This window comes from Dyella sp. (assembly GCF_036746095.1).
Taxonomy (GTDB): domain Bacteria; phylum Pseudomonadota; class Gammaproteobacteria; order Xanthomonadales; family Rhodanobacteraceae; genus Dyella_B.
The window spans coordinates 1-18,413 of the sequence record NZ_DAIOEU010000020.1 but is presented as its reverse complement, the minus strand read 5'-3'; the positions used below and the strand labels follow the sequence as shown (position 1 = coordinate 18,413).

General features: G+C 62.4%; 21 protein-coding genes. 8 read left to right on the top strand and 13 right to left on the bottom strand.

The window, feature by feature from the left end:
- Positions 1-83: 83 nt before the first annotated feature.
- The 3 genes from rpe to V7M64_RS10430 are packed head-to-tail and all read right to left on the bottom strand — an operon-like array spanning position 84 to position 1,939.
- Positions 84-764 (bottom strand): ribulose-phosphate 3-epimerase, encoded by a 681-nt coding sequence (gene rpe, locus V7M64_RS10440; RefSeq protein ID WP_333679083.1) that lies wholly within the window; start codon positions 762-764, stop codon positions 84-86.
- Positions 765-815: 51 nt separating this feature from the next.
- The gene (gene djlA / locus V7M64_RS10435) at positions 816-1,619 is read right to left on the bottom strand and encodes a co-chaperone DjlA (protein ID WP_333679082.1); all 804 of its coding nucleotides are present in this window, start codon (positions 1,617-1,619) and stop codon (positions 816-818) included.
- A complete protein-coding gene (locus V7M64_RS10430; protein ID WP_333679081.1) occupies positions 1,616-1,939 on the bottom strand; it encodes a c-type cytochrome in 324 nt (107 codons plus the stop codon). Before V7M64_RS10430 ends, djlA begins: the two co-directional genes overlap by 4 nt.
- Positions 1,940-2,025: 86 nt before the next feature.
- Between V7M64_RS10430 and V7M64_RS10425 the strand changes: the two genes are divergently transcribed.
- Genes V7M64_RS10425 through V7M64_RS10410 form a run of 4 tightly spaced genes read left to right on the top strand, consistent with a single transcriptional unit; the run spans position 2,026 to position 4,148 of the window.
- Positions 2,026-2,922, top strand: coding sequence for a phosphoribosylaminoimidazolesuccinocarboxamide synthase (locus V7M64_RS10425; protein WP_333679080.1), 897 nt, complete (start codon positions 2,026-2,028; stop codon positions 2,920-2,922).
- Entirely contained in the window at positions 2,919-3,251 is a 333-nt protein-coding gene (locus V7M64_RS10420; protein WP_333679079.1) for a multidrug efflux SMR transporter, read from the top strand. Before V7M64_RS10425 ends, V7M64_RS10420 begins: the two co-directional genes overlap by 4 nt.
- Positions 3,251-3,694, top strand: coding sequence for an Mpo1-like protein (locus V7M64_RS10415; protein ID WP_333679078.1), 444 nt, complete (start codon positions 3,251-3,253; stop codon positions 3,692-3,694). The genes V7M64_RS10420 and V7M64_RS10415 overlap by 1 nt, the downstream gene beginning before the upstream one ends.
- Positions 3,695-3,734: 40 nt before the next feature.
- Positions 3,735-4,148 (top strand): hypothetical protein, encoded by a 414-nt coding sequence (locus V7M64_RS10410; protein ID WP_333679077.1) that lies wholly within the window; start codon positions 3,735-3,737, stop codon positions 4,146-4,148.
- A gap of 178 nt (positions 4,149-4,326) precedes the next feature.
- Here the strand turns inward: V7M64_RS10410 and tkt are convergent, their stop codons facing one another.
- Positions 4,327-6,321, bottom strand: coding sequence for a transketolase (tkt, locus tag V7M64_RS10405; protein WP_333679076.1), 1,995 nt, complete (start codon positions 6,319-6,321; stop codon positions 4,327-4,329).
- Between the two features lie 246 nt (positions 6,322-6,567).
- Here tkt and V7M64_RS10400 point away from each other — a divergent pair, with 246 nt between their 5' ends.
- Together V7M64_RS10400 and V7M64_RS10395 are read left to right on the top strand one after the other, a co-directional pair.
- A complete protein-coding gene (locus V7M64_RS10400; protein WP_333679075.1) occupies positions 6,568-7,275 on the top strand; it encodes an outer membrane beta-barrel protein in 708 nt (235 codons plus the stop codon).
- Between the two features lie 205 nt (positions 7,276-7,480).
- Positions 7,481-8,074, top strand: a complete 594-nt coding sequence (locus tag V7M64_RS10395; RefSeq protein ID WP_333679074.1) for a porin family protein — start codon at positions 7,481-7,483, stop codon at positions 8,072-8,074.
- Positions 8,075-8,148: 74 nt separating this feature from the next.
- Here V7M64_RS10395 and V7M64_RS10390 read toward each other — a convergent pair whose 3' ends face one another.
- The 5 genes from V7M64_RS10390 to V7M64_RS10370 all read right to left on the bottom strand — a co-directional run bounded on the left by V7M64_RS10390 (position 8,149) and on the right by V7M64_RS10370 (position 13,081).
- Positions 8,149-9,153 (bottom strand): class I fructose-bisphosphate aldolase, encoded by a 1,005-nt coding sequence (locus V7M64_RS10390; RefSeq protein ID WP_333679073.1) that lies wholly within the window; start codon positions 9,151-9,153, stop codon positions 8,149-8,151.
- A gap of 274 nt (positions 9,154-9,427) precedes the next feature.
- On the bottom strand, positions 9,428-9,811 hold the full coding sequence (locus tag V7M64_RS10385) for an energy transducer TonB (RefSeq protein ID WP_333679127.1): 384 nt from the start codon (positions 9,809-9,811) through the stop codon (positions 9,428-9,430).
- A gap of 172 nt (positions 9,812-9,983) precedes the next feature.
- Positions 9,984-11,456 carry a pyruvate kinase gene (gene pyk / locus V7M64_RS10380; protein ID WP_333679072.1) on the bottom strand — a complete coding sequence of 491 codons (1,473 nt, stop codon included), beginning with the start codon at positions 11,454-11,456 and terminating at the stop codon, positions 9,984-9,986.
- A gap of 296 nt (positions 11,457-11,752) precedes the next feature.
- Positions 11,753-12,565, bottom strand: coding sequence for a S1/P1 nuclease (locus tag V7M64_RS10375; protein WP_333679071.1), 813 nt, complete (start codon positions 12,563-12,565; stop codon positions 11,753-11,755).
- Positions 12,566-12,616: 51 nt separating this feature from the next.
- Positions 12,617-13,081: an OsmC family protein gene (locus tag V7M64_RS10370; RefSeq protein ID WP_333679070.1), complete on the bottom strand. Its 465-nt coding sequence runs from the start codon at positions 13,079-13,081 to the stop codon at positions 12,617-12,619.
- A gap of 162 nt (positions 13,082-13,243) precedes the next feature.
- Here V7M64_RS10370 and gap point away from each other — a divergent pair, with 162 nt between their 5' ends.
- Entirely contained in the window at positions 13,244-14,257 is a 1,014-nt protein-coding gene (gene gap / locus V7M64_RS10365; protein ID WP_333679069.1) for a type I glyceraldehyde-3-phosphate dehydrogenase, read from the top strand.
- A gap of 104 nt (positions 14,258-14,361) precedes the next feature.
- Positions 14,362-14,775: a group III truncated hemoglobin gene (locus V7M64_RS10360; protein WP_333679068.1), complete on the top strand. Its 414-nt coding sequence runs from the start codon at positions 14,362-14,364 to the stop codon at positions 14,773-14,775.
- A 60-nt stretch (positions 14,776-14,835) separates the two neighbouring features.
- On the opposite strand, the gene tpx is transcribed toward V7M64_RS10360, so the two are convergent.
- The 4 genes from tpx to V7M64_RS10340 form a co-directional block, all read right to left on the bottom strand.
- Positions 14,836-15,336, bottom strand: a complete 501-nt coding sequence (gene tpx, locus V7M64_RS10355) for a thiol peroxidase (protein WP_333679067.1) — start codon at positions 15,334-15,336, stop codon at positions 14,836-14,838.
- A 166-nt stretch (positions 15,337-15,502) separates the two neighbouring features.
- Complete coding sequence (locus V7M64_RS10350) at positions 15,503-16,483, bottom strand: fumarylacetoacetate hydrolase family protein (protein WP_333679066.1); 981 nt, start codon at positions 16,481-16,483, stop codon at positions 15,503-15,505.
- A gap of 119 nt (positions 16,484-16,602) precedes the next feature.
- The gene (gene hmgA, locus V7M64_RS10345) at positions 16,603-17,898 is read right to left on the bottom strand and encodes a homogentisate 1,2-dioxygenase (protein WP_333679126.1); all 1,296 of its coding nucleotides are present in this window, start codon (positions 17,896-17,898) and stop codon (positions 16,603-16,605) included.
- A 150-nt stretch (positions 17,899-18,048) separates the two neighbouring features.
- The coding region (locus V7M64_RS10340; RefSeq protein ID WP_333679065.1) for a VOC family protein at positions 18,049-18,413 on the bottom strand (365 nt) is incomplete at its 5' end.

Here is an 18,413-nt window from a genome sequence, read left to right as displayed (position 1 = left end):
TCTCCTCTAGCGTCATTTCGACGCCCCTCCAGCCCGGCGCAGACTTCCCCCTGTGCCGGGTTTCTCTTTTTCTAAGGGTCGAATCAGCCGATCACGGCGCGCATCTTGGCGATCACGGCGGCGTAATCATGGGCGCCGAAGATGGCCGAGCCGGCCACGAAGGTATCGGCACCGGCTGCCGCAATCTCGCCGATGTTGTCCGCGGTGACGCCACCATCGATTTCCAGGCGGATCGAGCGCCCGCTCTCGTCGATCAGGCGGCGCACGCGGCGCAGTTTCTCAAGCGCTTCGGGGATGAATTTCTGGCCGCCGAAACCCGGATTCACCGACATGATCAGCACGAGATCGAGCTTGTCGAGCACGTGATCGAGCCAGTTCAGCGGCGTGGCGGGATTGAACACCAACCCTGCCTGGCAGCCAGCATCCTTGATCATGCCGATGGTGCGATCCACATGCTCGGAGGCCTCGGGATGGAAGCTGATCAGGCTGGCGCCCGCTTTGGCGAAATCCGGCGCGATGCGATCGACCGGCTTCACCATCAGGTGCACGTCGATCGGCTTGATGATGCCGTAATCGCGCAACGCCTTGAGCACCATCGGTCCCATGGTGAGGTTGGGCACGTAGTGGTTGTCCATCACGTCGAAATGCACCCAGTCGCCGCCGGCAGTCAGCACATTGGCGGTGTCTTCGCCCAATCGCGCGAAGTCGGCGGACAGGATGGAAGGAGCAATGACGGGGGACTGTTTCATAGCGGGAATAGGCATTAAGGGAATAAGGAATAATAACGCGCGGCGCTGCCACGATTCCCTATTCCCTCACTTGAAACCCCGCTCAGCCTTGATGCGCTCGTACGCCGCGTTGATTTCGCTGGCCCGGCCCTCGGCACGCTTGCGCATTTCATCGGGCAGATCGCCCAGGCGGTCGGGATGATGTTCGGAAATCAGCTTGCGATAGGCGCGTTTGATGGCACGCTCGTCGGCATCCCGGTTGATGCCGAGCACGGCGTAAGGATCAGGCCCTTGCGTGTTCCGTTGTGGAGGTACGTAACCACCGCCGCCGTAGGCGCGTCCGCGCGCGCCAGCCGCGCCTTGCCATACGTAGCCTTTCATCGCCATCAGGGCCATCAGCTCCATGTCGCTGATGCGCAGGGCGAACGCGAGCTGGCGCAGGATCGCCATTTTTTCCGGCGACGGGTTGCCTTCGGCCAGCACCGTTTCGATCACCACGTCCAGCAGCGGGAACGCGTGGTCACGCCGCAAACCCACCCATTGACGCAAGGCGTTGATCGGCCCGGTGACATCGAACTCGGGTTGCTTGCCTTGATTGAACGCATGGATGGCCTGCTGGCGCGCCGTCCCTTCCAGCCCCATGCGCGCCATGATGCGCTCGGCAATGGCGATTTCCGCTTCCGATACGCGGCCGTCGGCTTTGGCGATCGCGCCCAGCAGTGCGAACAGCGGGGTGACGTAGCCGCCTGCCTCGGGAATCGCGGCGCGGCGTTGGCTGTAGCGCAAGTTGTCGAGCACGAAGCCGACGATCGCGCCTACGCCCATGCCGACGAAGCCATGGCCAAGCAGCAGGCCCGCCATGGCGAACCAGAAGGTATAGGTGTAGCTCATGGATGCGCGGCAGCCGGTGGTTGCGGTGTCTGTGCGCTGTACCAGCGCGCCAGCTGATCCAGTTCCGCGTCGTTGAGCGGGCCGATGGCGGTACGCATCAGCGGCACGTTGCGCATACCGTCGCGGTATTCCCGTAGCGCCTTGCGCAAGTAATCCAGCCGCTGCCCCGCCAGGTTGGGCGCACCGGGCATCTGCGCCATGCCGTTTTCACCATGGCATGCCGCGCACAGGCCCAGCCGTACCGGCTTGGTCGGCAGATCGGCAGCAAACGCTGGCAGGGCACAGGTCAAACCAAGTGCCGCGAACAATACGAATCGCATCGGGGAGCACGCAGGCGTCAAAGCCAGCCATTCTATAGCAGCGCCGCCGGTACAATAGCCGGCTTGTCACACCATCGGAGCGCGCCGTGCCCACCACCCTGCTGCAATCGAACCTGCCTGGCCTGGAGCTGATCCACCGTGGCAAGGTGCGCGACGTCTACGCGCTGTCCGGCAACCGCCTGCTGATCGTGGCCACCGACCGCCTCTCCGCGTTCGACGTGGTGTTGCCCGACCCGATCCCCGGCAAGGGCGAGATGCTTACGCAGATTTCCAACTACTGGTTCGGCAAGACGGCGCACATCGTGCCCAACCATCTCCTGCACACGCCGCTGGAAGAAGTGCTGCCCGCGGGCACGGACCTCGCGCTATACCGCAAGCGCGCCGTGGTCACCAAGCGCCTGAAGCCGGTGCCGGTGGAAGCCATCGCCCGTGGCTACCTGATCGGCTCGGGCTGGAAGGATTACCGGGCCACCGGTTCGCTGTGCGGTATCCAGCTGCCCGCTGGTCTGCGCCAGGCCCAGCAGTTGCCCGAGCCGATTTTTACGCCATCGACCAAGGCTGCAGTCGGCGATCACGACGAGAACGTGAGCTTCGATGCAGTGATCGCAGCCGTCGGCAAGGAGCTGGCCGAGCAAGTGCGCGATGCGACGCTCGGCATCTACAAGTGGGCTGCCGCTTATGCAGCCGAGCGCGGCATCATCATCGCCGACACCAAATTCGAATTCGGCACCGACGAAGACGGCAAGCTGTACGTGATGGATGAAATGCTCACACCCGATTCCTCGCGCTTCTGGCCGGCCGATCAGTACCAGGTCGGCATCAGCCCGCCGAGCTATGACAAGCAATTCGTGCGCGATTACCTGGAGACGCTGGACTGGAACAAGCAAGCGCCGGGGCCGCGCGTTCCGGCCGGCGTGATCGCCGGCACATCCGCCAAATACGCCGAAGCGCTGCAACGCCTGGCCGGCATTACCTTGGAATGAATGCCTGGAGCTATCTCGCGTTGGCGATCGTCGCCGAGGTCATCGCCACCAGTGCGCTGAAAGCCGCCAATGGCTTCAGCCAAATGGTGCCAAGCCTGGTGGTGATTGCCGGCTATGGCACGGCGTTTTACTGCTTGGGCCTTGCGTTGCGCAGCGTGCCGCTTGGCGTCGCCTATGCCATCTGGTCGGGTGCCGGCACCGCGCTCATCGCGTTGATTGGCGTCGTGCTGTACAAGCAGAAGCTTGATCCTGCCGCCATGCTCGGCATCGGGCTGATCGTGGCGGGCGTGCTGGTGCTTAACCTGTTCTCCCAGAGTTCGGCGCACTGATGGCGCTCGCCGCGGATCAACGCAGCATGCGCGAGTGGCTGGATAGCTACAGCCAGGATCATCAGCATCCCATCAATCGCTTGCTGCATTGGATCTGCGTGCCGCTGATCGTGTGGAGCGCGCTGGCTTTGCTGTGGACTGTGCCGGTGCCGGCATCGCTGTTGCGCCCGGGCGCCTATGCAGTGTTTGCGATCGTGTTGGCGTTCGCGTGGTACTGGAAGCGTTCCCATCGCCTCGGTGCCGCCTTGCTGATCGCATTGGCGATCCTTGCGCTGATTTGCGCATGGGTATTTGATTCGTTGGGACCGGCACATATGCGCTGGCTGGCGCTGGGTGTATTCGCTGCCGCGTGGATCGGGCAATTCATCGGCCATCTTTCGAAGGACGAAGGCCGAGCTTCTTTACCGATCTTGCCTATTTACTCGTCGGCCCGGCGTGGCTGATGGACAAGCTGTTGAACCGCATCGGCCTCAAGGAAAAAGCATGACCGGTTTTCTTGCGTTGCTCAGCAGCCTGATCTGGTGGGTGCTGTTCGGCAGTATCGGCGCGGTGTTGCCGAGCCTGATTGCCTGGATCGTGCTGCGCTGGAGCGAGGGCGCGCCGGTGGTGTTCAATCGCACCTATCTCGCCTGCTTGATCTGGAGCCTGCTTACGCTGTTGATCGGTGCGGCGGCGGCAGCGCATGCCGGCATGACGCGTCCACCGTTGGGGCCATTGCTCGCGAGCGGTGCGTTTCGCATAGCGCTCGTGCTGTCGATGCTGATCGGTGTAGTTGCCCTGTGGCGTTTGATTCCGCGCGTTGATGCGCGGCGGATTCGTATTGGCAGTGCGTGTGTAGCGGTCGCCGTGGTGATGGCGCTGGCGTTTGGTGTAGCCACCACCTTGGTAAATGCTTAACCCGCAACAACACACCTCGTACCTCACGGCCGTCATTCCCGCGAAAGCGGGAATCCATCTTTGCACCTTGCATTAGAGCAACATGGATTCCCGCTTTCGCGGGAATGACGGCCATGGAGGAACGCGCATTTTCATGATTACCCTCTCCCTACAAAAGGAGAGGGTGTATAGGAACATCTCAGCCGACCACCTTCTTCACCGCATCCACCACGCGCGGCACGGTAAAACCGAAGTACTCAAACAACGCGGGTGCCGGTGCGGAAGCACCGAACGTGGTCATGCCGATGACGTCGCCGTCCAGGCCGACGTACTTGCGCCAGAAATCGGCGCTGGCCGCTTCCACCGCCACGCGCGCACGGCACCAGCCGGGCAGCACGCCTTCCCTGTATTCGAGCGGCTGGGCGTCGAACACTTCGTTGCAAGGCATCGACACCACACGCACCGGCACGTTCTGCTGCGCCAGCGTGCGTGCCGCCTCCATGGCCAGCTCCACTTCCGATCCGGTGGCAATCAGGATCGCCTTGAACTTCGTATCCGCCGGATCGAGCAGCACGTAGCCGCCGCGCTTGATATCGGCCAATTGCTGCGCGGTGCGCTGCTGATGCTTGAGCGTCTGGCGCGAGAAGACCAGGCACGACGGACCATGCTTGTGCTCGATCGACTCTTTCCACGACACCGCCGATTCCACCGCGTCGCATGGACGCCAGACACGATTGTTCGGAATCAGGCGCAGCGAGGCGAGATGCTCCACCGGCTGATGCGTGGGGCCGTCTTCACCCAGGCCGATCGAATCGTGCGTGTACACCTGGATGGAGTGTGCGGGAATCAGCGCGCTCATGCGCACCGCATTGCGCGCGTAATCGGAGAACACCAGGAACGTGCCGCCATACGGGATGAAGCCACCATGCAGGGCCAGGCCGTTGGCGATCGCCGTCATGCCGAATTCGCGCACGCCGTAATGCACGTAGTTGCCGTCGGGACCGGTGACGCTCTTGCTGCCCTTCCACATGGTGAGGTTGGAGCCGGCGAGATCCGCCGAACCGCCGATCATTTCCGGCAACAGCGGCCCGAAGGCATCCAGGGCCATCTGCGACGCCTTGCGTGAAGCGACGTCAGGGCCATCGGCGTTGACCTTGTCGACGTAGGCTTGCGACAGCTTGGCCCAGTCCGCCGGCAGTTCACCGGCCGTGCGGCGGCGGAATTCCGCGGCGAGTTCCGGAAACGCGGCCTCATACGTGGCAAACAGCTCGTTCCATTGCTGCTCGCGCTCGGCACCGATCTTTTTCTTGTCCCACGCCGCATAGATGTCTTGCGGGATTTCGAAGGGCGGATAGCGCCAATCGAGTTCATCGCGTGCAGCAGCCACTTCATCCTTGCCCAGCGCAGCGCCGTGCGATTCTTCCTTGCCCTGCTTGTGCGGAGCGCCGAAGCCGATGATGGTCTTGCAGCAGATCAGGGTGGGCTTGTCGCTTTGCGCGGTCGCCGCGGCAAGGGCTTTCTGCACGGCCTCGGCGTTGTGGCCGTCGACGCCGCGGATCACGTTCCAGCCATAGGCTTCGAAACGCTTCGGTGTGTCGTCGGTGAACCAGCCTTCCACTTCGCCGTCGATGGAGATGTTGTTGTCGTCGTAGACCGCGATGAGCTTGCCCAGCTTCCACGTACCGGCCAGCGAAGCGGCTTCATGCGACACGCCTTCCATCATGCAGCCGTCGCCCATGAACACGAAGGTGTGGTGGTCGACGATGGTATGGCCCGGACGGTTGAAGTGCTGGGCGAGCAGCTTTTCGGCCAGCGCCAGACCGACCGAGTTGGCAAAGCCCTGGCCAAGCGGGCCGGTGGTGGTTTCCACGCCTGGGGTCTCGCTTGCTTCCGGATGGCCGGCGGTCTTTGAATGCAGCTGGCGAAAGCGCTTGAGTTCGGCCATCGGCAGGTCGAAGCCAGTCAGGTGCAGCAACGCGTACTGCAGCATTGAGCCGTGACCGTTGGAAAGCACGAAGCGGTCGCGATTGGGCCACTTCGGATTGACCGGATTGAACTTCAGGTAATCGTTCCACAGCACTTCGGCGATATCGGCCATGCCCATCGGCATGCCGGGGTGGCCGGACTTGGCTGCCTCCACGGCATCCATGGCTAGGGCGCGGACGGCGTTGGCGAGTTCGCGGCGAGATGTCATCAGGGGTTTCTCCGGAGGCGGGCGCAAAGACAATTATTGTCGCTGATCGTCCGCTGTCTGTCGTCCAATGCCGACAGCCCTTTGATTTGATGGCTTAAACACGGCCTTAATTTGTTCTCCGGCCGAACGAGATTCCCGGCAGCGCTCCCTTTTAATACCCCTGCTGCACCCCGCAGCCGTTCCACCCGAGCGCCCTCCCCTCGCGATTCGGATCCGGAAACACAAAAAGACAAAATGGAGTTCCCCATGCGCAAGATCCTTCTCTCCGCGGCGGTCGCCGCTGCGGGCCTCATCGCCCTTCCCGCTTTTGCCCAAGACTCATCGGGCTATCTGCCCACTCAAACCATCGGTTCCGGCAGTTGGTTCCTCGATGCCGGCATCGGTCGCACGGGCAGTTCCACCAGCGGTGGCTTCGGCTCCAACATCGGCAATGACTTCAACTTCGGCAAGAGCCAGCGCGGCCGCAAGACGGGTTACAACCTGTTCGGCGGCTATCGCTGGAAACTCGGCCCGAACCTGGCGCTAGGCCTGGAAGCTGGCTACGCGGACCTCGGCAACTTCAAACTGCAGAATACGTTCAACGGCGACAAGATCGACCAGACCTCGACCACGCAGGCCCTGCGCGGCTGGCTGGTGGGCGCCAATGGCCGCATCAATCTGGCTACGCAGTGGTATCTGTCGGCACGCGGCGGTTTTTTCCACGCCAATGGCTCCGACCACATCTACGACAACGTCGACCAGAACCTCGGTGAATTCACCACTGCCAAGGCAGGCCGCAACGGTTGGTACGCCGGCGTGGGCACGGGTTGGGATATCGACGAGCACTGGGGAGTCGGCCTGAGCTACGACTACTACCACGCCAACGCCGGCCGCGTGCGACTGGCCGATCAGGAAATCGCCACGCTCAAGCGTTCCACCAGCATCCTTTCGCTTACCGGCGAATATCGATTCTAAGTCTCCGGGATGGGCTGGACGTGGTGTCAGCCCATCCCTTCATGCACGTCATCTTAATCAACTCTTAATACTGAACTCATTGGTATTGAATCTATCGGACACGTCCTTATTTCATGGAAGCGCACACACAAGCATGCGTACGGGGTCGTCGGCTTCCCCCTAGTGCCGAACCACCCCGATCAAAAAGCATGACAAGGAGTACTCCATGAAGAAGACGTTGTTTGCTGTTGCTCTCGCCGCCATGGGCCTGGCCGCTGTGCCCGCCGCTTTCGCCCAGAGCGCCCCCACCCGGACGGCCCAGCAAGGCTGGTACATCGACGGCGAAGTCGGCTACGGCCAGATCAACAAGGGCCCGTACGATTCACAAGGCGATGCCATCGGTGGCATCAAGGGCGGCTACCGTTTCGCCATCAATCCGGAAATGTCGGTCGGCGTGGAAGCCGGTTACCAGTATCTGGGCCGCATCGATTCGCGCTATTCGAACGACTCCTCGCTACGCTCCAAGTTGTACGGCCCGACGCTCGGTGCGAACCTGCGCTACAACTTCACGCCCAAGTGGTATGGCGAGGTACGCGCCGGTGCGTTCTACGCGCAGGGCCAGGGCCTGACCGATAACGCCAACGCAAGCTACCAGCGTTTCGATCGCACCCGCTATTACGCCGGAGTGGGCGTGGGTTACAACCTGACGGACGACTGGAGCGTGGGCGTTAACTACAACTACTACGATGGCTCCAACCGCAACCATGGCGTGCAGTTGCAGACCAATGCGTACACGGCGTCCGTGGAATATCGCTTCTAATAAAAAGTGGTATCGGCTCCAACAAAAAGAGCGCCTTTCGGCGCTCTTTTTGTTTATCGGTTGCAGCAAGGCGATCAGCCTTTCCACTGCCCCAGCGCAGCCAGGCCATTGTCCTTGGCGCGCGCATGCACAACTTTCTGAGCTTCGGCGACATTGGCCTTCAGGTCCTTCGACCACAGCTTCAGCGCGGCCTGCTGCATGGCGCGGCCGTAGGAGAACGACAGCGGCCACGGATGCGGACCCATGCGGTTCATCGCATTGAGGTGCGCGGTGGACTGTTCGTCGGTCTGGCCGCCGGAGAGGAACACGATGCCCGGCAGCGTGGCCGGCACGGTAGTCTTCAGCACGCGCACGGTGGCTTCGGCTACTTCTTCGACGTCGACCTGCTCGTCCGCGTCCTTGCCCGGAATGACCATGCTGACCTTCAGGATGGTGCCTTCCAGCAGTACGTTCTGCTCATACAAGGCATTGAACAGGCTACGCAGCACGGCCTCGTGCACTTCGTAGCTGACTTCGATGGAATGATCGCCGTCCATGATCACTTCCGGCTCGACCATCGGCACCAGACCGGCTTCCTGGCACAACGCTGCGTAGCGGGCCAGCGCCTGGGTATTGGCTTCGATGGCGGTAGAGCTGGGGTTGTCTTCGCTGATGTTGATCACCGCGCGCCACTTGGCGAACTGCGCACCGAGTTTCACGTACTCGGCCAGGCGCTCGCGCAGGCCATCGAGGCCTTCGGTGATTACATCGCCCGGGAAGCCGGCCAGCGCCACGGTGCCCTTGTCCACCTTGATGCCCGGGATGATGCCGTTCTTCTTCATGATCTGGGTAAACGGCACACCATCCTTGGTGGATTGACGAATCGTTTCGTCATACAGGATCGCGCCGGAGATGTGCTCGGAGAGGTTCGGCGTGGTGAGCAGCAACTCGCGGTAGGCGCGGCGGTTCTCCTCCGTGTTCTCGATGCCGACCGATTCGAAGCGCTTCTTGATCGTGTTGGTCGATTCGTCGATGGCGATGATGCCCTTGCCGGGGGCAACCATGGCCAGGGCTACGCTTTCGAGATCTTCAATGCTCATGGGACGACTCCGTAAAACTTTTGGCGGCGAACGCCGCAAGGAGGGAGACCACCCTAGCGGGCGGACAAGGTGGAAAGCGCGCGATTATAGCCCCACCGGGGTGACCTGACCCATTTTGCATAGGCGTCACCGGCCTTGTCCGCCCTCAGACCACCGGACTGCCGGCGAAGGCAGACCGGCCGTCTGTCGAGCCGACGGGCCGGAGGGATGGGGGCGGACAAGGCCGGCCCGAAGGGGATGTCCAGAGAGCCCGCTGAATGTGCCTTGGCAGCAGTCAGCCCTGACCGTAGCCGGGCAACTTGCAGGGCGCCATCAGCTGTGCGCGCTGGGCCGGGTCGTCGGCAGAATTGAAGGGAACGACGTAGTAAGTGCTGACCGGTATGTGGTTTTTATTGGTCAGCGAAGGGCCGTATCGGAAGTTGGACACCGCGCTCACCGCCGCTTTGCCCAGATCGCTCTTCGGCACCATCTTGGCCACCTGCACGTTCATCGGCACGCCGTCGCTGCCGATCGTGTAGGTCACGGCGATGCAACTGGGCTTGTAGATGTTGACGCCGCTGTTGGGCACGTCCACCGAGACATCGCGATTGAGCAGGATCCACTGATTGGACAACTGCTCCGGCGCCATCCTTTGCGCCTCCTGGGCCGTGGCCGGCATACCGGCTACCAGCAATGCGGCCACGAGCAGGGATGGAGCAAAACGAATCGTCGTGCGCATGGTGGAACCTCCGATGTAGCTGTGGGGACGTAGCGCCAGTCTAGCCAAACAGAAATGCCGTCGGCAGAGCCGCTCTGCGTCACCCTCTCGGGAGAGGGTGACGGTGCCGGCCTTACAGATCGCGCAGACTTTCCACCATGCCATCGGCCCCCACCGACAACAGCTTGAGCGTATTGGTACCGCCGCCCTTGCCGATGTGGTCGCCGTGCGTCAGCACCACGCGATCGCCCTCGGAAAGCTTGCCGGCGCCGAACAGCTGGCGCACCGCTTCGCGCGCCGAGACGGCCGGGTTCAAGGTGTCGTGCGTGAACTTCACCGGCTGCACGTCGCGCAGCACCAGCATGCGGCGGCGTGCATCATCAAACGGCGATAGCGCGTAGATCGGCACCGCACTGCGGTAGCGCGACAGCCATTGCGCGGTAGCACCCGATTCGGTCAGCGCCACGATCGCGCGCACACCGATCTCGCTGGCCAGCAGCATCGCCGCCAGGGCGATGGCCTGGTCAGTGCGATCCAGATGATGTCCATCTTTGGTGAGCGTTTCCTTCGGCTCAAACTGGCGCTCGGCACCCAGGCAGATACGGCGCAGTGCCGCCACTGCCTTGTCCGGATGGGCGCCGGCCGCCGATTCTTCCGACAGCATCACCGCGTCCGTGCCGTCGATCACCGCATTGGCTACGTCCAGCACTTCGGCGCGCGTGGGGATGGGCGAGCGCACCATCGACTGCAGCATCTGCGTGGCCGTGATCACGGCGCGATTGCGCTGCACGGTTTCGCGGATGATCTTCTTCTGCAGGCCCGGCAGTTCGGCATCGCCGATTTCCACGCCAAGATCGCCACGCGCCACCATCACCACGTCGGACGCATCGATGATTTCGCCGAGCACCGGAATCGCGTCGGCACGCTCGATCTTCGCCACCAGCGAGGCATTGCCGCCGGCTTCCTTGAGCAAACGACGCGCGAGATCCATGTCGGCGGCGGAGCGCACGAACGAGACCGCAAGAAAATCCGCACCGATCTCTGCGGCAAGTTTGATATCCGCCTTGTCCTTATCGGACAACGCGTCGACGGAGAGGCCGCCGCCCTGGCGGTTCAGGCCCTTGCGATCGGAAAGGCGTCCACCGATCAGCACCTGGCAACGGATCTCGGTGCCAGCGACCTCAAGCACGGTCAGCGCGACCAGGCCATCGTCGAGCAACAGGATGTCGCCCGCATTCACATCTTTAGGCAAGCCGAGATAGCTCACGCCCACGCGCGTGGTGTCCCCGGCCGGCGCATCGGCGCGGCAATCGAGCACGAACGGATCGCCGTCACGCAACTCGATCGGACCATTGGCGAAACGCTCCAGGCGAATCTTCGGCCCCTGCAGATCCGCCAGGATGCCTACCTCGCGGCCCACCTTTTCGGCTGCCTTGCGCACCGCCGCCGCGCGAGCGCGGTGATCGTCGGAGTGCCCATGGGACAAGTTGAGGCGTACCACGTTGACGCCTTCGGCGATGATTTTTTCGAGCATGCCGGGCGCGTCGGTGGCCGGGCCCAGGGTGGCGACGATTTTGGTGCGGCGGGAATGTGTGTCGGTAGCCATTGCGGGGAGTTTTGAAATTGTCGGACGAGACTAACAGAACACCATGGCTGCACTGCAATATCTTTTTGCGTGCAATCGTATGCAAGATTGCGTGTGGCAGCGCCGCAAAGCGCGTGGCCGGCAGTTTGGACGGCTAGACGTAAATGGGTTTATCTCAAGCGTGCATCGCCGACCGGAGCTCGCAAGCCCTGGCTTTTGGCCACGCCACATGGATACGTTTGCGCATGGTCGGCAGCGATCGCTGTCACAGAACGGCCACCTCGCCCGCACGGGTGCCGCCTATGCGGCCACCCCGATCAGCCGTTCTGCAACGCCAGGTTCAGAACTTCAGCCAATCGCCTGCCCGCTTCGCGCAGGCGGCTGTCGGCCACCGGCAATTGGGCATCGACATACGCCTGATCGATCTTGTGGTTGGCCGGGTAAATGTCGCGCGTGATCTGGCAGGACTCTTCCGCCCACTGCGCGGCAGGCTTATCGAGCGGCGCCAGCGGCGCGGGTAATGGAGCGATGCCTGCGGCGTCGAGCCGGTTGGCATACGCCTTCCAGTTCAGTCCACGGGTGCCAAGCAGGCCGGAGTCCCAGACGCGGTGCAGATTCGTGCCTTGCCGCTGGAATTGCACCTGGTAGGTATTGCCGCCGGCATCGTCGCGGTAGCCGCCATGCAAGGGCTGGTGAATGTCGCCCACGAAATGCACCACGAACTTCAGCGCCTGCAGCCGTGCCGCGTCCGGCTGGCTGCGATCGCTGAGGATGGCAACGTAACGCGGGATCGCTTCGACCACGCACTGGCCGTTCTTGCAATCGCGCGGCGGCACGTACTTGCAGGAAGAGTCGCGGAAGTCGATGTAGTGCAGCGAGCGAGTTGCCTTCCACAGATCCTGCCGCCTGGGATCGTTGCGGATCTCGTCCGGCCAACTGGCGATGGCGGCCAGCGATTTGGTGTGATCGAGCATCAGCAAGTGCTCGACTTCCGCCGCGGCTGCCGGACTCAGATGCCGCTGCGCCAACTCAGCCACCACGCTGTGCCCGAGTGGCCCCCAGGCATACGCGCCGGGCGTGATGGCCAGGCTGGCGAATAACGCGGCGGCAAGGCGACGTGCAGAAGGCATGCTGGGATCCCTAAGAAGCAGCCGAAGATGATGCCACACGCCTGATGACAATCAGGCGTGGCTGGTGTGTACCACCGCGCCGGTGGCATCGCGCACGCTGACGTCCACCGTTACACCCTGCCGCACGCTTTCGGTAACGATGCAGAAATCCTCGAATTGCGCCAACGCGCGCTCGATATGCTCGAGTGCCGCGGTCGGCTCGGCCAATTGCAGTTCGACCTGGATGCGCGTGACACGCAAGCGGCCGTGTTCGTTGCGCTCAAGCATCGCGCGCGCCTTGGTCACCAGTCTATCCGGCGCATTCTTGAACTTGCGCAATGCGAACAGGAGGCTGGCAGACAGGCAGTTCGCCACGGCGGCGACGAGCAACCGCCCGGGATTGGGCCCCGCTTCGCCGCCCAGCGGTACGGTTTCATCCGTGGTGATGTCCGGTATGGCGGTGCCGTCGAAGCGCACCCGGAACTCATAGTCGCCGGTCTGTTCCAGGGTCAGTTCAATCAGCTGCTCGCCGCTCATGACATTTCCTCACTTATGGATGGTCACGCATCATGCACGATTCGCGGCACTTGGCCCTTCCCTTGGATGAGGGATGCAGCCGGTTCGGGCTAGAATGCGGGTTTCGGCGGCCCGCCTGGCTGCCGCTTCGCTGCCCCATCATCCTTTGGAGGACGCTGTCCCATGGCCATCAAGGTCGCCATCAATGGTTACGGTCGTATCGGCCGCAATACGCTGCGCGCGCTGTACGAAGCCAAGCGCACGAATGAAATCCAGATCGTCGCGGTGAACGACCTCGGCAACGCCGAGACCAACGCGCACCTCACCCAGTACGACACCGCCCACGGCCGGTTCCCGGGCGAAGTGTCGGTCGAAGGCGGCGAGCTGGTCGTCAATGGCGATCGCATCAAGGTCTGCGCGGAACGCGATCCGTCCAAGCTGCCGTGGGGTGAGCTCGACATCGACGTGGTGCTGGAATGCACGGGCCTGTTCACCTCCAAGGCCAAGGCCGGCGCGCATCTCGCTGCCGGCGCCAAGAAGGTGATCATCTCCGCCCCCGGCGACAAGGACGTGGACGGCACCTTCGTGTATGGCGTGAACCACGGCAAGATCACCGCCTCGCACCAGGTGATCTCCAACGCCTCCTGCACCACCAACTGCCTGGCGCCACTGGCCAAGGTGCTGCACGAAAAGATCGGCATCGTGCACGGCCTGATGACCACCATCCACGCCTACACCAACGACCAGGTGCTGACGGACGTCTATCACTCCGACCTGCGCCGCGCCCGCTCCGCCACGCACTCGCAAATCCCGACCAAGACCGGTGCCGCCGCTGCGGTGGGCCTGGTGTTGCCGGAACTCGCTGGCAAGCTGGACGGCTTCGCGATCCGCGTACCGACCATCAATGTGTCAGTGGTGGACCTTTCCTTCGTCGCTGCGCGCAACACCACCAAGGAAGAAGTCGACGCCGCCATCAACGAAGCCGCCAACGGTCCGCTGAAGAGCATCCTGGCCGTGAACACCAAGCCGCTGGTGTCGATCGACTTCAATCACAATGCGCACTCCTCCATCTACGACTCGACGCAGACGCGCGTGATGGGCGGGACGCTGGTGAAAGTGCTCAGCTGGTACGACAACGAGTGGGGTTTCTCCAACCGCATGCTGGACATGACGCTTGCCCTGATGGCAGCGAAGTAAGCTCAGCCATACGACAAGAAAAAGCCGGGTTTTCCCGGCTTTTTCTTGCCCGGAGCGTCTTCTTGCCACACGGGTGCGATACCTGCCAGTGGTATCATGGCGCTATGCAAGAACCATCCAGACTCGACGCCTCGCAGATCGCCCACCTGGTCGATCGCTTCTATGAAAAGGTGCGCGTCGATCCCCTGCTCGGCCCCGTTTTCAACGCCGCCGTCCACGACTGGGGCGATCACAAGCGCACGCTGACTTCCTTCTGGTGCTCGGTTGCGCTGCGCACCAACAGCTATCGCGGCAACCCGATGGCGGTGCACCGCATGCAACCCGGCATTCGTGCCGAACACTTCGAACGCTGGTTGTCGTTATGGCAGACCACCACGCGCGAAGTGCTGGAGGAGGACGATGCCAAACTCATGCTGGAACACGCGGACCGCATCGGACGCAGCCTGCGGTTGGGGATGGGCCTGCCGGAACGCCTTGGCACGAGTCCGTTCGCCATTCCCGTGATCGGCCGGAGCTGAGCGCAACTGACCACGCATCCACCGCCCCGTTTCAACGCGGCGATGGATATCGTCATCCTTTCAACCCAGTGCCTTCAGCGCCGCATCGTAATCCGGCTCGTTGGCAATCTCGCCGACCAGCTCGGTGTGCAGCACCTCGTCCTGTTCGTCCAGCACCACGACCGCACGCGCAGCCAGGCCGGCCAGCGGGCCGGAAGCGACCGCCACACCGTAGTGCTTCAGAAAATCATGACCACGCATCGTGGATAGCGTCACGACATTGTTGAGGCCCTCGGCACCACAGAAGCGCGCCTGGGCGAACGGCAGGTCGGCCGAAATGCAAAGCACGACGGTGTTATCGAGCTGGCTGGCCTTTTCGTTGAACTTGCGCACTGAGGTGGCGCAGGTCGGCGTATCCACACTTGGGAAAATATTGAGCACTTTGCGCTTGCCGTTGAAGCTGGCGAGCGTAGCGTCGGAAAGATCCTTGGCGACGAGGCTGAAAGCAGGAGCATGGCGGCCTACGACCGGCAGCTGGCCGTCGACTTGAACCGGATTGCCCTTGAGAGTGACTTGCGACATGCGAAGCTCCTGGCGTCTGCGAGTGAAGGATCGCCCGAAGATAGCGCCGATGTTCCGGCGCGTCACCTGTCAACGCACCGACATGGATGGCCATCGTGGGTAGGGATGTAAAACCCCCAACGTTGCCATGTATGTGCGGACGAGATGTTGGGGTTTGCACCCCAACCTACAAAGACCTGATGCGTTGCTCGATCGAGCCGAAGATCGAAGCACCGTGCTTGTCAGTGACCTCGATGCGCAAGCTGTCGCCGAACTTCAGGAACGGCGTAGTCGCCTTGCCATCGCGCAGCGTTTCCACCGTGCGCTGCTCGGCCAGGCAGGAAGCACCCTTGCTGGTGTCCTGATTGGCGATGGTGCCGGAACCGACGATGGTGCCCGCCGTCAATGGACGTGTCTTGGCCGCATGCGCCACCAGTTGCGCGAAGTTGAACTGCATATCGACGCCGCATTCGGCTTCGCCGAACCACTCGCCGTTGAGCCAGGTGCGCATGGGCAGATGGAGCTTCTCGTCCTGCCACGCGTCGCCGAGTTCATCGGGCGTGACGAACACTGGCGAGAGTGCCGAGCGCGGCTTGGATTGCAGGAATCCGAACCCCTTGGCGAGTTCGCCCGGAATCAGATTGCGCAAGCTCACGTCGTTGACCAAACCGATGAGTTGAATATGGCCGACGGCCTGCTCGACGCTCACGGCCATGGGTACGTCATCGGTAACCACCACCACTTCGGCTTCCAGGTCGATGCCGTATTCCTCGCTCGGCACCACCACCGGATCACGCGCCCCCAGGAAACCCGCGCTCGTCGCCTGGTACATCAACGGATCGACGTAGAACGACTCGGGCACTTCCGCGCCACGCGCGCGACGCACGCGTTCGACGTGCGGCAGGTAAGCGCTGCCGTCGACGAATTCATAAGCGCGCGGCAACGGCGCCGCCAGTGAAGCCATGTCCAATGCAAAAGCGCCGGCTGCCTTGCCGGCGTTGAGCTCATCCGACAGTGCATTCAGGCGCGGCGCGACGTTCGACCAGTCATCGAGTGCGGCTTGCAGCGTTGCGGCAACGCCGGTGGCTTTCACGGCCTGCTTGAGGTCGCGGCTGACCACGACCAAGGTGCCATCACGACCGCCTTCTTTCAGACTGCCCAGTTTCATGCATTTGCTCCATCGGCTGCAGGAATGGGCAGCCCACTACATCGTTGAACATCGTTGAACATCGTTGATTGAGATTGATTGCGGTCTCGCCAGCACCGAACCCAGCGGATATTTTAGGCTCAGCCTGGATTGAAGTGCTTGGCAATCCCCTGCCAGCATTGGTAGTAGTCGTGCTGAAGCTGCGGCGCGTCCAGCGCCTGCCTGGTGGGACGGATCACCTTGCGCGTTTCGAACATGAAAGCCATGGTGCCGGTGATGTGATCCGGCTTGCTGACATCGGCACTGCTCGCCTTTTCGAGCGTTGCCGCATCCGGGCCATGTCCGCTCATGCAATTGTGCAGGCTCGCACCGCCCGGCGCGAAGCCGCCGGCCTTGGCGTCGTAGACGCCCTCGATCAGCCCCATGAATTCACTGGCGACGTTGCGATGGAAATACGGAGGGCGGAACGTGCGTTCGGCCACCAGCCAACGCGGCGGGAAGATCACGAAATCCACGTTCGCGGTACCGGACGTATCGCTGGGCGAGGTCAGCACCGTGAAGATGGAGGGATCGGGATGATCGACGCTGATCGATCCGACCGCGTTGAAGCGCGTGAGATCATATTTATAGGGCGCGTAGTTGCCATGCCATGCGACCACATCCAACGGCGAGTGGTCGATGCTCGCCTTCCATAGCGCGCCCTGGAATTTCGCGATTAATTGGAAATCGCCTTCGACGTCTTCATAGGCCGCATGCGGTGCAAGAAAATCGCGCGGCAACGCCATGGAGTTGGCGCCGATCGGGCCAAGATCCGGCAGGCGCAACAGCGCGCCGAAGTTTTCCGCGACGTAGCCACGCGCTTGGGCATCCATCAGTTCCACGCGAAAACGCACGCCGCGCGGAATCACCGCGACTTCCAGCGGTTTGATCTCCAGCACGCCCAGCTCGGTGGCGAGGTGCAGACGGCCCAGCTGCGGCACGATCAGCAGTTCGCCATCCGCGTTGTAGAAGAAACGCCCCTGCATCGAGCGGTTCGCGACGTACATGTGGATGCCACAACCCGCTTGCTCAGCGGGGCCACCGTTGCCGGCGATGGTGACCAGGCCATCGACGAAATCTGTCGGCTGGGACGGCAGCGGCAACGGATCCCAGCGCAGCTGATTGGGCGTGGCCGGTGCTTCATCGAAACCGTTGTGGAAGCTGGCATGCGCAAGCGGCTCGAATGGCTTGTGCATGGCCGCGGGGCGAATACGGTACAGCCAGCTACGGTGATTGGTGTGGCGCGGCGCAGTGAACGCGGTGCCGGACAGCTGCTCCGCATACAAACCGTGGGCGACGCGCTGCGGGGAGTTCTGGCCTGTCGGCAGTACGCCAGGAATTGCCTCGCTGGCGAACTCGTTGCCGAAGCCGGATTGGTAGCCGTTCGATTGCATCATCAAGCTCACTTTTGCCCCTTCCAGCTCCCCGATGGGAGAGAACTCGGCTCGTAGGTTGGGTTAGCGCAGCGTAACCCAACAATGTCGCTTGAATAGGTTGGGTTACGCTGCGCTAACCCAACCTACTGTCGTCATCTCGGGCTTGAGAAATTACAGCACGCCGCGGCGCATCTGGTCGCGTTCGATCGACTCGAACAACGCCTGGAAATTGCCTTCACCGAAACCTTCATTGCCCTTGCGCTGGATGATCTCGAAAAAGATCGGCCCGATATTGTTCTGCGTGAAAATCTGCAGCAATTTGCGCTGCTTGGTCTCCGGATCGGCGTCGATCAGGATCTTGTTCTTCGCCAAGCGCGGCACGTCTTCGCCGTGATCGGGAATGCGCAGATCGATCACGTCGAAATAGGTATCGGGCGTATCCAGGAACTCCACCCCTTTCGCGCGCATCGCCTCCACCGTTTCGTAGATGTTGTCGGTGAAGCAGGCGATGTGCTGGATGCCTTCGCCGTGGTACG